The organism is Photobacterium sp. GB-56 (assembly GCF_003026105.1).
Taxonomy (GTDB): domain Bacteria; phylum Pseudomonadota; class Gammaproteobacteria; order Enterobacterales; family Vibrionaceae; genus Photobacterium.
The window spans coordinates 25,883-40,351 of sequence record NZ_PYNW01000005.1 but is presented as its reverse complement, the minus strand read 5'-3'; the positions used below and the strand labels follow the sequence as shown (position 1 = coordinate 40,351).

At 39.0% G+C, this 14,469-nt stretch carries 13 protein-coding genes; 8 read left to right on the top strand and 5 right to left on the bottom strand.

Features of this window, described 5'->3' with window-relative positions; genetic code table 11:
- The first annotated feature begins 875 nt into the window (after positions 1 to 875).
- Positions 876 to 1,538: a TrkA family potassium uptake protein gene (locus C9J42_RS08405; RefSeq protein WP_158259293.1), complete on the top strand. Its 663-nt coding sequence runs from the start codon at positions 876 to 878 to the stop codon at positions 1,536 to 1,538.
- 20 nt (positions 1,539 to 1,558) lie between these two features.
- Positions 1,559 to 2,902, top strand: a complete 1,344-nt coding sequence (locus C9J42_RS08400; RefSeq protein ID WP_233217642.1) for a TrkH family potassium uptake protein — start codon at positions 1,559 to 1,561, stop codon at positions 2,900 to 2,902.
- Positions 2,903 to 2,986: 84 nt separating this feature from the next.
- Here the strand turns inward: C9J42_RS08400 and C9J42_RS08395 are convergent, their stop codons facing one another.
- From C9J42_RS08395 to C9J42_RS08375, 4 genes are all read right to left on the bottom strand, one after another.
- On the bottom strand, positions 2,987 to 3,868 hold the full coding sequence (locus C9J42_RS08395) for a VirK/YbjX family protein (protein WP_107206939.1): 882 nt from the start codon (positions 3,866 to 3,868) through the stop codon (positions 2,987 to 2,989).
- A gap of 261 nt (positions 3,869 to 4,129) precedes the next feature.
- A complete protein-coding gene (locus C9J42_RS08385; RefSeq protein ID WP_107287907.1) occupies positions 4,130 to 4,888 on the bottom strand; it encodes an SDR family oxidoreductase in 759 nt (252 codons plus the stop codon).
- Between the two features lie 101 nt (positions 4,889 to 4,989).
- Positions 4,990 to 6,189, bottom strand: coding sequence for an enoyl-CoA hydratase/isomerase family protein (locus C9J42_RS08380; RefSeq protein ID WP_107301896.1), 1,200 nt, complete (start codon positions 6,187 to 6,189; stop codon positions 4,990 to 4,992).
- Positions 6,190 to 6,229: 40 nt separating this feature from the next.
- The gene (locus C9J42_RS08375) at positions 6,230 to 7,498 is read right to left on the bottom strand and encodes a thiolase family protein (protein ID WP_107301895.1); all 1,269 of its coding nucleotides are present in this window, start codon (positions 7,496 to 7,498) and stop codon (positions 6,230 to 6,232) included.
- A 203-nt stretch (positions 7,499 to 7,701) separates the two neighbouring features.
- Here C9J42_RS08375 and C9J42_RS08370 point away from each other — a divergent pair, with 203 nt between their 5' ends.
- From C9J42_RS08370 to C9J42_RS08350, 5 genes are read left to right on the top strand one after another with little or no spacing between them, the layout of a single operon-like run.
- Complete coding sequence (locus tag C9J42_RS08370; protein WP_199188099.1) at positions 7,702 to 8,085, top strand: MerR family DNA-binding transcriptional regulator; 384 nt, start codon at positions 7,702 to 7,704, stop codon at positions 8,083 to 8,085.
- A 31-nt stretch (positions 8,086 to 8,116) separates the two neighbouring features.
- Positions 8,117 to 9,277 (top strand): isovaleryl-CoA dehydrogenase, encoded by a 1,161-nt coding sequence (locus C9J42_RS08365; protein ID WP_107206933.1) that lies wholly within the window; start codon positions 8,117 to 8,119, stop codon positions 9,275 to 9,277.
- A 10-nt stretch (positions 9,278 to 9,287) separates the two neighbouring features.
- A complete protein-coding gene (locus C9J42_RS08360; RefSeq protein ID WP_107301894.1) occupies positions 9,288 to 10,895 on the top strand; it encodes a carboxyl transferase domain-containing protein in 1,608 nt (535 codons plus the stop codon).
- Between the two features lie 16 nt (positions 10,896 to 10,911).
- Positions 10,912 to 11,715: an enoyl-CoA hydratase-related protein gene (locus C9J42_RS08355; RefSeq protein ID WP_199189321.1), complete on the top strand. Its 804-nt coding sequence runs from the start codon at positions 10,912 to 10,914 to the stop codon at positions 11,713 to 11,715.
- Complete coding sequence (locus C9J42_RS08350) at positions 11,699 to 12,640, top strand: hydroxymethylglutaryl-CoA lyase (RefSeq protein WP_107206930.1); 942 nt, start codon at positions 11,699 to 11,701, stop codon at positions 12,638 to 12,640. Before C9J42_RS08355 ends, C9J42_RS08350 begins: the two co-directional genes overlap by 17 nt.
- Before the next feature lie 3 nt (positions 12,641 to 12,643).
- On the opposite strand, the gene C9J42_RS08345 is transcribed toward C9J42_RS08350, so the two are convergent.
- On the bottom strand, positions 12,644 to 12,922 hold the full coding sequence (locus tag C9J42_RS08345; RefSeq protein WP_107206929.1) for a hypothetical protein: 279 nt from the start codon (positions 12,920 to 12,922) through the stop codon (positions 12,644 to 12,646).
- 392 nt (positions 12,923 to 13,314) lie between these two features.
- Here C9J42_RS08345 and C9J42_RS08340 point away from each other — a divergent pair, with 392 nt between their 5' ends.
- The gene (locus tag C9J42_RS08340) at positions 13,315 to 14,367 is read left to right on the top strand and encodes a hypothetical protein (protein ID WP_107206928.1); all 1,053 of its coding nucleotides are present in this window, start codon (positions 13,315 to 13,317) and stop codon (positions 14,365 to 14,367) included.
- Positions 14,368 to 14,469: the final 102 nt, after the last annotated feature.

The following is a 14,469-nucleotide window of genomic DNA, read 5'->3' as shown; positions in this document are numbered from 1 at the left end:
TCCGATAACGAACAGAGGTAATAAAAATAATGGCATACAATATTGGCAGAGCGGTTTATTACCCTGCCCTAAATCTTTTCAAGATAATCAGAAAATCATGAGTTTCATGATGTGAAAGTTCTAAATTTCCTTATCAAAGACACCTAAGATTAAAGGTGCGATTACCGAACGAAATATAAAAATAGAACACAATGCATATAACGCAATAACCACAAAAAAGGTGGCAGATATAACCACTTACTCGTCTTCGAGTATAATGGAATCGTTCAGCGCACTGCCGATAACAACGTCAACTTTAGTGTTAATAGTTCTGTATTAAACGACATATCAAAAACAACGCATAAAAATGCCCTGTCTGATACTTATCAAGTAATATTAATCAAGGAAAAGGGAAACAGCTTTATTACAATGCAAATATTGGCGTTTTGAGGTAAAAAAGCAGAACAAATTAGTTATTTACACTCATCTAACTTATATACGTGACACCGCACACATAAATGGGCAAAAAAACAACAGTTAGATGTGCAAAATTTATAAGTTTATATGATTTGTACTAAATATAAGATTGCTATTTTTAAAATAAACGCACTAGTAATAAAATAAATTGAATTTAAATCAATAGATTAAGTTAATATTACAGAATACTCTGTAGCAGGTGCAATCTATACCAACACTCAATTATCTTGTATTACAAATAAAATCCTAGCACTATTCACGATCTATTTTGATAATTGGAAATGTGTAACGACTACGTACCTTAAATTGAATAAGACAAATTTTACACGTCCATAGTCTTTACAACATTTTAAAAAATGTATTTTGAATCAACAACAAAACAATTAAAACGCTATACTAAAACAGTTTGGGGAAAAACAATGAATCCTGAAGATAAACAATTTGCCGTTATTGGTCTTGGCAGATTTGGTATGTCACTTTGTCAAGAACTTAGCGAGCGTGGCGCTCAAGTACTTGCTATCGATCTTGATGAAACCTGTGTGCGTAAAGCGGCAGATGTCGCAACTCAAGCTGTTGTTGCTGATTGTTCAAATGAAGCCACCATTTCTGAGCTAAAATTGGACGATTATGATCTTGTTATGGTATCAATTGGTGAAGATGTTAATGCCAGTATTCTTACTACTCTTCTTTTAAAAGAGGCGGGAGTGAAAACAGTTTGGGTTAAAGCAAAGGATACACCTCATAGCAAAATCTTATCTAAAATTGGCGCAGATAAGATCATCCGTCCAGAACGTGATATGGGGATTCGTATAGCTCGCAATATGTTAGATAAACGTATTTTTGAGTTCTCTGAACTAGGAAGTGGTATTTCACTCGCAGAAGTGGTCGTTACAGCAAAAAATATGGGACGTAAAATATATGAACACCCATGTGGTGCTCATAAAGAAACCCAAGTATTAGCACTTAAACGTGGCCCTGAAGTACGTAAAGCTCCTGATCCAAGCACTGAATTACAAGTAGGCGATATTTTAATTATCACAGGACCTGAAAAAATATTAACTGAGACTTTAAGAAAGCTATGAGTTTCATTCCAAACAGGGGCATGTATGTCCCTATCAAAACTGACAACCATAAAAAAAGATGGTCTGAACCTAAGATCATCATTTTTAGTTTTTTAGCCATTTTAATGCCAGCAGCAATCCTGCTCACGTTACCTGCATTTTCAGTTTCAGGGCTTAGTTTTGTCGATGCTCTATTTACTGCAACTTCTGCGATCAGTGTAACGGGCTTAGGTGTAGTAGATACAGGCTCGCATTTTTCCATTAGTGGTAAAGTGTTATTAATGCTACTCATGCAAATTGGCGGTTTAGGACAAATGACATTGTCTGCCGTTTTACTTTACATGTTTGGTTTGCGGTTAAGCTTACGTCAACAAGCATTAACGAAAGAACAATTAGGACAAGATAAATTCACAAATATTCGCCGCCTTGTAAAACACATCATTATCTTTGTGCTTATTTGTGAATTGATCGGTATATTTTTTCTGTCGCTACGCTGGGTACCTGAGATGGGTTGGGAGCAAGGTCTATTCTTTGCAGTATTTCATTCGATTTCAGCCTTTAACAATGCGGGTTTTTCTTTATTTTCAGATGGCTTAACACGCTATGTTGATGATCCTCTTGTTATTATTACGATTTCATCATTATTCATATTAGGCGGTTTAGGTTTTACTGTTATTTCTGATATCAAAAGAAATGCACACCGTGGGTTCCATTTTTTATCTTTGCATTCAAAAATAATGATAATAGCAACACCCATACTATTATTTGTTGGTACCGTAATGATTTGGCTTTTAGAACACCATAATAGCCACACTCTTGGGTCACTTAATGAATCAGGGCAATGGTTAGCAGCCTTTTTCCAATCAGCTACAGCACGTACAGCCGGTTTCAACAGTGTTGATATTGGTAAGTTTACTGAACCAACTATGTTGGTCATGATGCTATTAATGCTTATTGGTGCTGGTTCAACATCTACAGGTGGCGGTATTAAGGTATCAACCTTTGTCGTAGCTATTTTGGCAACATGGTCGTTCTTAAAGCAACGTGATCGTGTAGTGCTATTTAAGCGCACAATTTCAAACCAAACGGTGACAAAATCATTAGCCATCATTGTGGTTAGTGGCATTGTACTTACCATTGCAATGTTTGCCTTAATGATCACGGAAAAAGCCCCATTCTATGAGGTAATGTTTGAAACCATTTCAGCATTTGCGACCGTAGGCGTTACTGCTGGTTTAACAGCAACCTTATCTGAACCCGGTAAATACATCATGATAGTCGTCATGATCATCGGTCGTTTAGGCCCACTAACCTTGGCATACATGTTAGCTCGTCCTAAACCAACCTTGCTGAAATATCCTGAAGATAACGTCGCAGCAGGTTAAAATAAGAAAAACATAAAAAGGCTTGTCACTATGTATCGTGACAAGCCTTTTTTATTGCTTAATCGATTCATTCACTACAATAAATCAATGTTGAATCGTAACACTATCCAATTGTTCTTTAAGATCTTGATCGTATTCATCTAACCAGGCGTAACGTTCACGATACATTTTACGCTTTGGTCGTTTGATATCTTCCATTGCGCGACGCTCTGTATGTAATGGTAATGAATAAAAAGCATCATTGTATTCTTCACCATTATGTTCTTGCCATAATTGATCATAGTTAAGGTTGATCGTTGATGCTTTTTTACCATAGCGCTTAGCAGTGTATACATGTGCACTATTTTTAACCGCATATATATGCTCAATATTCATATCATTAGCAAATAAACGTAAGGTTTCAACCATAAAAGACTTTGGTCGTAAGCCATAAAAAGCTTTCGTAAATAAACGACTAAATCCATTATCGTTAGAACCACCTTGCATACAACCAACATAAATATCATTATCAATAACGGTAAATGCAATAGCGTAATAACGGTGATCATTGCTATCTGTCAGTATTAACGCTAATTCCCCTTCGCGGCGATAAGTGTGGTCAAAACTTAGTTTAACTTGATAGGACTTTTCTTCAATATCAAAGCTATAAAGCTCTAATTCATCAGTATAAATAGTATGTCGAGCTGAATCTGAAAAATGGCTTTCCATCCAGTTATAATGTTTTTTTAAAACCTCAACAATTTGATTTTTAGAAAAACACGTAGCCAAATAGGGTTTTGTAAAGCGCATTAAAAATTCAGGTTGCTGATCAATGACTTCTTTTCGTTGATCATTTAAAAAGAAATGAGCGAGTTCATTATATTGGCGTGAATATACCATCGCTCTAATCGCGTATTTAGCGATAGATAATGTTTTACCGTGATTTTTATGACTGTAAGCGAGCTTTGCAGACTTTAATATACTCATAAGATATCTCTAATCTTGTTTTTCGCAATTGTATACGAAATAAGTATAAAGAATAAGTAATAGAATTATATTTAATAAATTTAATTATCTTCACTAAACAGAAGATGAAAGGTAATATTCATTCATTGAAATAATGAACAGAGAAATCTCATGGAAAAATTAATGCCATACCTTGCTAAATTCGCCTTTACTGTCTCTATGATTATGTTTGTAGTCGGCGGAGGCATGGCACTATATGCGATGTTTTATGGTTAATTAACGTTATAAACGCATACCACCATCAATTTCAAGAATACGCCCAGTGAAGTAGTCATTCTCAATAATATACTTCACTGTATGGGCAATCTCTTCAGGGTTACCAACACGCTCAAAAGGTGCTGATGCCTTCATTTTTTCAAGCACTTCGGGCTTCAATTGGTCAGTTAAAGGAGTATCAATCAAACCGGGAGCAATTGCAGCAACACGAATACCGTATTTTGCTAACTCTTTCGACCAGCCCACAGCCATCGTTGCAACTGCCGCTTTTGACGCCGCGTAGTTAGTTTGGCCTAATGTTCCTGCTCTAGCGACACTTGAAATGTTAATAATAACGCCTTGAGATTCTGTCTTGATCATCTTTTCAGCGGCTTCTCGTCCACACAAAAATGAACCAGTAACATTAACATCCATCACCGTTTGAAATTGGTCTAGCGGCATTTTCGTTAATACGTCATTACTTTCACTAACCAGGAAGCCATCATCAAGAATACCAGCATTGTTAATTAAGACATTAATATGACCGAAATCTTCAATAATATGTGCAAATGCTTGAACAACTTCCTCTTCGCTTGTTACGTCAGCCTCATAGATCATTGCTTTACTGTTTAACATATGACACTGATCTTGCGTTTGACGTAACCCAGCTGAGTTGATATCAATTAAAGCCAATTCAGCGCCCATTTGAGCTAGAGTTACAGCCATCATTTGGCCTAGACCTTGACTAGCACCGGTAATGACAACAACGCTATTCTCAATATTCATTAATTGCTCCTGAATTAAAACAAAAGTTTAACTCTGTTACTTTAACGTATATTTATCCATCACAATATTTCTATTCATAAAATCTAAGTTATTATAAATAATTAGCTAATATTGACCTGATTAATTGGATTCTCATGCTCAGACCAGATAGGTGTAAATATTTGCTCAATTACCTTGTTATCAACATCATTTACAGATGAATAAATCCAGTTAGGCATATAATCTTTATCAATTAAATGCGCTCGGACACCTTCTTTGAACTCACCTAACAAACCACAATTTACTGAAAGACCCAGTTCCATTTTTATACAGTCAAGTAAAGATACATCTTTGTAGCTTTGTATTTGTTTAAAACAAATGTGTGCGGTAATAGGGCTACCTGCATTCATGGCCTTTTTTGCTGTCTCTATCCAGCGGCCCAAACCATCAATGGCATTAATTTGGTCGTAAATAGTGGGTAATGATTGAGCAAAACAAGCCGCCTGAATTTGTGCAAAGTATGGCATCAATTGATTTGCAGGTAACACAGAGTGCGCTTTTTCAGCACCGTTATTTAATATGACCGAGATTGCTTCTGATACCAATGACTGACTTTGCGTATCAGCCAATATTGTTGACCATGGGTAATGCTTTAATTGTTTAACAACATTATCATAAGCACTATTTGCAACAATATGATCAACCATTGCTAAATCACGAGCATCACAAACGTTGACATGTGCACCAGTTAAGCCCAAAAACATACCGATCCCATCAGGAAGCTGGTTTAAAAACCATGTCGCACCAACATCAGGATATAAGCCAATAGTTATTTCCGGCATCGCTAATACTGTATTCGGTAAAGCAACGCGATGGCTTGCGCCAATATATAATCCTAATCCTCCCCCCATAATATACCCATGTCCCCACGCAATAACGGGCTTGTTATAGTGATGGATGAGTAAATTACAACTATATTCAACGGAGAAATATTCCGTTAAAAATGGCTTAGCTACGTGACTTTCAATTTGATCTAACGCTATCTTTGGTGGCTTTTGTTGATGCTTTAAAGCAGGATCATTTTCCATTGCATAATACATACTGCGCACATCCCCACCTGCACAAAAAGCGCGATCACCCACCGATTTAATCATTACAGCAACAATGCTTTCATCTTCACGCCAAAGCTGTAAATACTGGTAAATCGTTTTATGCATATTTAACGTAAGTGCATTAAGCGATGATGGATTATCCAGCTCTAGTACACCAATACTATGTCCATCGGTACAATGGATATAGGAAACATTCACCATTCCTGTCATCACTTACTCCTTTAACTTATTTCCAATCTTCAATGTCATACTATTTAACATCAACTTCAATCGCAATTGCCAATGCTTCTCCTCCACCAACACATACAGCAGCAACACCTTTTAGCGTTTTCGTGCCACTCAACATTTGCGCTTGTTGTCGTAATGCATGGGTTAATGTCACCACGACTCTTGTTCCTGTCGCGCCTATTGGGTGACCTAATGCACAAGCTCCACCGTTAACATTCACTTTTTCAGCATCAATACCTAGCTGCTCTATCGCGGCAATTGTCACCACAGCAAAAGCTTCGTTAATTTCCCACAAGTCCACATCATCAGTAGACCAATTAAGATCATCTAATAATTGGTTAATGGCATGAATAGGTGCAATGGTAAATTCATCGGGGGATCGACTATGACTGGCATAACCTTTAATTGATGCCAGTGGATATAAGCCTTGTCGTCGAACTTGTTCAGCTTCCATTAACACTAAAGCTGCGGCACCGTCACCAATAGCACTTGATGAAGCGGCAGTGATCGTACCTTGTTCACCATGTTGCGAAAATAGAGGAGGAAGGTTTGGTATTTTCTTAATATTCACTTCATTCGGGTGCTGATCTTTTTCAACCGTCACTAATGCTTTTTGACTCTGAGCGGTAATAGGGACGATTTCAGCGTGAAATGCCTGACGACTATCCGCTTTGCGGGCTTTATTAATTGACCTTACAGCCCATTCATCCATGATTTCTCGTGAAATATTATATTTTGTTGCCGTTTGTTGACCATAAACGCCCATTAAGTGCCCATCAAATGCATCTTGCAATCCATCTAGATATAAATGATCAAGTACCGCTTTATGGCCTATTCGCATACCGTTTCGACTGTCTGTGAGTAAATAAGGTGCATTGGTCATACTTTCCATGCCTCCAGCGACAGCCGTTCGAATCGCTCCAGCTTTAATCATATCGCAAGCCAATAAGATTGATTTTAACCCTGAGCCACAAACTTTGTTTATCGTAGTACAGGAAACCGATACAGGAATTTTTGCCATCAAAGCTGCTTGTCTTGCAGGGGCTTGCCCAACACCTGCCGTTAATACACAGCCCATAAAGACTTCATCAATCAATTGTGCAATGTGCTCATACTCTATCTCATTATTATGTTCTAAAGTCGTATCTGTTGGCTGAACACGTTTAACATCTCGTAATGCTGCTTCAATAACAATACTACCAAGCTGAGTGGCGGAAAAATGCCGTAAATCGCCTTGAAAACTCCCAATTGGCGTTCTTTTAGCAGCAACGATCAGAATATCCTTACTCATACCAATCACCTCTTTACGTCAATTTAGAAAACATTGCCTGCAGGAATATTAGGGGATTTCTTGACGCTTTTGTAAGCATAGCACTAACATTTACGTAAACGTTAAGAAACATTTGCTGGGATTTTAATACTCAAAATCACTGCTCTGCTTAACCGATAGGTGAAAAGTTTTTACCTATCTAACGTTGCAGGAGACTCAATGTGATGACTTTCAAAATCAGCGAGCTTGCAAACGAATTTAAAATAACACCACGCAGTATTCGCTTTTATGAAGATATAGGTTTGCTTTCACCTAAACGAGATGGCGTTAATCGTGTCTATGGACGACGAGATAAAATTCGACTCGGTTTAATACTTCGCGGTAAGCGTTTAGGCTTTTCTTTACAAGAAATCGGGGAACTCTTCAGTTTATACGATGACAACAAAAGCCATGCTCAGCTTCTTTCCATGATCAACATCATCGACCAAAAACAACGACAACTGACCCATCAACGCGCCGATATTGATATCACTCTTATTGAACTTGAACGCGCAAAAAAACGCTGTATGCACACCCTAATAAAAACAGAATCATACAAAGACAAGTAATCTGAACAGGTTCCGCAAAGGAGGCTTTACTATGCATAGCCAATACTCACCACTCAACTTTGATTTAGGTGATACTGCCAATATGCTGCGCGAACAGGTTAACTTATATGCTGCTGAACATATTGCTCCTATCGCTAACGAAATAGATCAAGACAATCAATTTCCCCATTACCTCTGGCAATCATTAGGCGAAATGGGCTTACTTGGCGTCACCATTGCTGAACAATACGGTGGGGCTGCTATGGGCTATTTAGAACATGTTATCGTGATGGAAGAGATCAGTCGTGCTTCTGCTTCAATCGGATTGAGCTACGGTGCTCATTCTAACTTGTGTGCAAACCAAATATTCAGAAATGGTAATAATGCTCAGAAGCAACAATACCTACCAGCATTAATCACAGGAGAACACATTGGTGCACTGGCAATGAGCGAAGTGAATGCTGGGTCTGATGTTATGAGCATGCAGTTAAAAGCAGAAGATCACGGTGATCATTTTTTACTCAACGGTAATAAAATGTGGATCACTAATGGACCAGAAGCCAATACGCTTGTGGTCTATGCCCGCACCTCAGCCAACGCAATCACTGCTTTTATTATTGAATCACAATTTGATGGTTTCTCTACTGCGCAAAAGCTCAACAAATTAGGTATGCGTGGTTCAAATACGTGCGAGTTAGTTTTTATTAACTGCAAAGTACCGAAACAAAACGTACTGGGTGACGTCGACCACGGCGCAAAAGTCTTAATGAGTGGATTAGACTTCGAGCGCGTAGTACTTGCTGCCGGCCCACTCGGTATCGCGCAATCATGTTTGGATGTCGTGATCCCTTACATCCATGAACGAAAACAATTTGGCAAAGCGATTGGTGAATTTGAGCTGATCCAAGCCAAAATTGCAGACATGTATACCCAACTCAATGCTGCTCGCAGCTATGTTTACACCGTTGCAAAAGCCTGTGACCGCGGTGAAGTCACCCGTAAAGATGCAGCTGGCGTAATTTTGCTTAGTGCTGAACTAGCCACAAAAATGGCGTTAGAAACCATTCAAATACTCGGTGGTAATGGCTACATCAATGATTACCCTGCCGGACGTTTATTACGAGATGCCAAACTTTATGAAATTGGTGCAGGAACTTCAGAGATAAGACGCATGCTAATTGGACGTGAATTATTCTCAGAATCAGCTCGCTAAGGAGTAAGCCATGGCTCAACTTACCTCAAAAGTAGATACAACCAGCCAATGGTTCAAAAACAATAATGATGAGATGCAATTGTTGGTTGACAACTTAAACACCCAGCTAGAGATAATCCATCAAGGTGGTGGAGAATCGGCATTAGCACATCAAAAAAAACAAGGTAAACAACCAGTAAGACAAAGAATTCATCAGTTACTTGATAAACACAGTCCATGGTTAGAAATAGCCCCTTTTGCCGCACTAAATGTCTATAGCGAAGCCGTGCCTTGTGCGGGCATTATTGCTGGCATCGGCTACATCCACCAGCATGCGTGTATGATCATTGCCAACGATCCTTCAGTTAAGGGTGGAACATATTTCCCACTAACGGTAAAGAAACACCTGAGAGCCCAAGAAATCGCTGAAAAGTGTCATCTTCCCTGTATTTATATTGTTGATTCTGGCGGCGCTAACCTACCCCACCAAGCCGAAGTCTTTGCCGATAAAGATCATTTTGGTCGCATCTTTTTCAATCAAGCTCAAATGTCAGCGAAAGGGATCCCTCAAATTGCCGTAGTTATGGGGTTGTGCACTGCAGGTGGCGCATACATTCCAGCCATGTCTGACGTGTCTATCATGGTAAAAGATCAAGCAACAATCTATTTAGCTGGTCCCCCTTTAGTAAAAGCAGCAACAGGTGAAGAAGTAACAGCACAAGAATTAGGTGGAGCCGATGTTCATTGTAAAAAATCAGGTCTTGCTGATTATTATGCTAATGATGAAGCACATGCATTGAGTCTTGCACGTGATGCTATTGCTAGCTGCAATATACCAAGTGCTAGTATTCATCATGATTCGACTGCTTCTCCACCTAAATACAGCATGGATGACATCTACGGCATTGTGGGTACCAATATCCGTATTCCATTTGATATTAAAGAGCTCATAGCCCGTTTAGTCGACAACTCTGAATTTGACGAATTTAAAGCTATGTATGGCAATACCCTCGTGTGTGGCTTTGGATCCATTGAAGGTCACACTGTTGGTATTGTTGCTAATAATGGCATTCTATTTTCAGAATCGGCACAAAAAGGCGCTCACTTTATTGAGCTATGTTGTAAGCGGAAAATCCCTCTGTTGTTTTTACAAAACATCACCGGATTTATGGTTGGTAAACGGGTTGAAGCAGAAGGTATTGCAAAACACGGCGCAAAAATGGTGATGGCTGTTGCCTGTGCCAATGTGCCCAAATTTACCGTTATCATCGGAGGCTCTTACGGCGCAGGGAATTATGGTATGTGTGGGAGAGCTTATGATCCAACTCTGTTATGGATGTGGCCTAATGCGCGCATATCCGTCATGGGAGGTGAGCAAGCCGCTGAAGTCTTATCACAAATCACTCAGGCTATCCGCCAACGAGGAAATAAACCTTGGACAGAGCAAGACGAACAACAAATCAAACAGCCGATTTTAGCGCTCTATGACAAACAAGGTCATCCCTACTACGCCAGTGCAAGGCTGTGGGATGACGGCATTATTGATCCTAAATCTACACGTGATGTATTAGCTCAGGCGCTTTCAATTACTCAGCATGTCCCTATAAAAGAAACCCGATTTGGTATTTTCCGCATGTAACTTTTTAGGTCATATTATGAAAACACAACCAAATATCTTAGTGTCGGTTTCACCTAATAATATCGCGACCATTACTTTAAACCGTGTCGATAAATCGAATGCTTTTAATGCTGAAATCATCGGTGATCTGCTCACCGCCCTTAATCAACTTAAAATAAACAAAGAGATACGCGGCCTACTACTTGAAGCCAATGGTAAACATTTTTCATCGGGTGCTGATCTGCATTGGATGAAAAACATGGCTTTAGAAACAGAGCAAAATAATCAACAAGATGCAGCTCAACTTGCTGAACTTCTCAATCAACTCAACCACTTTCCAGCTCCCACCATTGCCATCGTTCAAGGTGCTGCTTTTGGGGGGGCATTAGGGTTAATTTGCTGCTGTGATATTGCTATTGCAAGTATCAACGCTAAATTCTGTTTAAGTGAAGTAAGGTTAGGGTTAGTGCCAGCGACAATTGCCCCGTATGTTTGTCGTGCAATTGGGATCCGCCAAGCAAAACGTTTTATGTTAACCGCAGAGTTAATCACGGTAGAACAAGCACTCGAACTTGGTTTAATTCATCTTATTTGTGATGATATACAACAAGAAAAACAGGTAATAATTCAGCAAATCTTAACCAATAGCCCAGCAGCGCTTGCAACAGTCAAAACCTTATGTCGTCAATGTGAAGTCGAAATCATTGATCAACGTTTAATTCGTTATACCAGTGAATTAATCGCCCGAGTTCGATGTTCACCACAAGCACAAGAAGGCATACAAGCTTTTTTCGATAAAGTCCCACCAAGTTGGAGTAAAGCCAATGACATTAACGAATAAGCTTCAATTATCGCTACCCGATGCTATTACCGTTTTTGAGGTTGGGCCCCGTGATGGATTACAAAACGAACCTCATCTTTCAACATTAGGTGATAAAGCAACAGCGCTTAAAATAGCGCTGATTAATGAATTGAGTCAGACAGGCTTAACGCATATCGAATCAGGTGCGTTTGTTTCGCCAAAAATGATCCCAGCGATGGCTGATTCGGATAGTGTATTTTCGCACATTCAACGCCATCCCAATATTTTCTACTCAGCTCTGACTCCTAATTTACAAGGCCTAGAAGCGGCCATTAACGTTAATGCCAATGAAGTCGCTATCTTTACTTCTTGCTCTGAAACCTTCACGCAAAACAATATACACGCCAGTATTGATGAAAGCCTTCGACGATTTGAATCTGTTATTGCGATAGCCCATCAACACTTAATACCTGTACGTGCGTATTTATCCTGTGTGATAGATTGTCCGTACGAAGGAAAAACACCACCACAACAAGTCGCAGAAATTGCAAAAGCTCTCATCGACATGGGCTGCTATCAAGTGTCACTGGGAGACACAATAGGAACAGGAACGCCATTACGCGTTGCTACCCTGTTGGAATGTGTAAATCAGCAACTTCAATCAAAAGCCATCGCCGTCCATTTCCATGATAGTTATGGGCAAGCAATCGCGAATATTTATCAAGCAATGCAAATGGGTATTACGACAATAGACAGTAGTATTGCGGGATTAGGTGGTTGCCCATATGCACCAGGAGCAAGTGGTAATGTAGCAACAGAAGATGTTCTTTATTTATGCCAAGGACTTAACATCAAAACCGGCATAGATTTAGAAAAATTCACACTGGTTAGTCAAACATTTTGCCAACAATTGGGGATACGACCACAGTCAAAAGTTGCTTTAGCTATGGCGCATCGCCCATAAACTTTATTCAGCGTCTCTACGAACTCGTTCTTCAGATTCAAGCTCGTTCACAGCGTCCCACAACTGTTGTTCACGGATACGTTGACGCTCTAAATTAGCATTAATACCATCGACAATCTGTTTATCTAATGGGCCTAAATAGTGATCAGCACAATCATGAAAGATACTCCGAAATTCTTCCATCGTTGGTAGTCGGTTATTATGCTCTTCAAAGTTATCAAAAATATCATGAACTTTTACTGACATATCCCGTTTAATGCTTTCTATCTCTGAACTATCCATACATCCCTCGAGCGCACTTAGTTTCATATAATTCAATAACAGAAATATCTAAAACTGTCATTAAGTTCTAGAACATACCATTAATATTTACACTACATGTCACAAAAGCTTTGTGATAATAAGCCACAATATTCAAAAGCGATTGATAAATACTGTGTATCAATAATATCCTAGCTATGAGGACGTAAGCATAAAAATCATTTTCAGTATAGTGTGATTACACATCATTCAGATGATGATTTAGTGATGAAAATATAACAACTGAGATAATTAGCTTTGTTAGCATAAAATCATAACAATTTAAGTGTCTCTATTCTCAGTAAAAATAACATCTGTATTTTGATGTTTATTTAGAACTATAGTGACGAATTCGAAAAGGAAGTTTGAACAAATTGAAACCATTAGTCTCATTTAAAACTCGCTATAAACAGCTTTGTTTACCGTTTTTTTTATTCTCAATAATACCCAGTATTAGCCAAGCTGAACCCGTTAGCGACACGAGTACTGATCCCAACAATCAATCAAGCATGGCAGATTGGGTTGATGACTCACACCAATCACTTACCAACACCGTCCATGATATTGGCGAGTACCTTGACGAAAGTTTAGCGAAAGACGATGACGAAAGTGCACTTACCAACCGAAGCTATTTACGTATTCGTAATCGTTTAGCCTACTCTTACCGTGGCAAACTTGATAATGACTTCAAAGTTTATTTCAAACTTGACCTGCCCCATGTAAAAAGAGACTGGAAACTAATCATTGATTCCGAGCCCGGCGACTTCGATAGTCTTGAAAACAAGCAACGTGGTATTGCCACAGGCAACAAAACCACATCAGGCGATACTGTGGGTGCATTTCGTCTTCAAGATGCCCACTTTGGCAACTGGAATTCAGATTTTGATATTGGTATTAAATTAAAGCTTCCACTTGATCCTTTCACAAAAATGCGACTTACACGCGTTGATCCTATTAGTGAAAACTGGACAACCCGACTTGAACAACAAGTCTTTTATTATCACTCAAAAGGGTTAGGTTATCTGAGTGAGCTCAGTGGCTATTACGCGATAAACCCTGAGCATTCGAAAATATTCAAAACCACAACCAGCGCGCAGTACTTGAAAGAAGACGATAAATGGGAACTTCTCCAGCAATTTGAATTATTCCATCGTTATGATGATAAGAATTTATTCGAATATTCAACAGGGATCAGTGCTGATACTGGAGAAAATAAAGAAATCACAAACTATTGGATATCTGCAACATGGAATAAACGTATTTACAAACACTGGCTATATCTAGGTGTTCGTCCGCAGCTAGAATTCCCTCGTGAATACAACTATCACGCTAACCCTGGGGTCATGATTGAGCTTGAAATGTTCTTCTCTAAAAACAGAAAAATTGATCGTTTAGGCCGTTATATTCCTAAACCAACTCACCCATAGGCACAAAAGTAATTATGGTATGGCTATAACGATGATGCGAAATACCGCCTCATCGTTACCATCAAACCATGAACAACGACACAAAATCTGATCACTGCACTT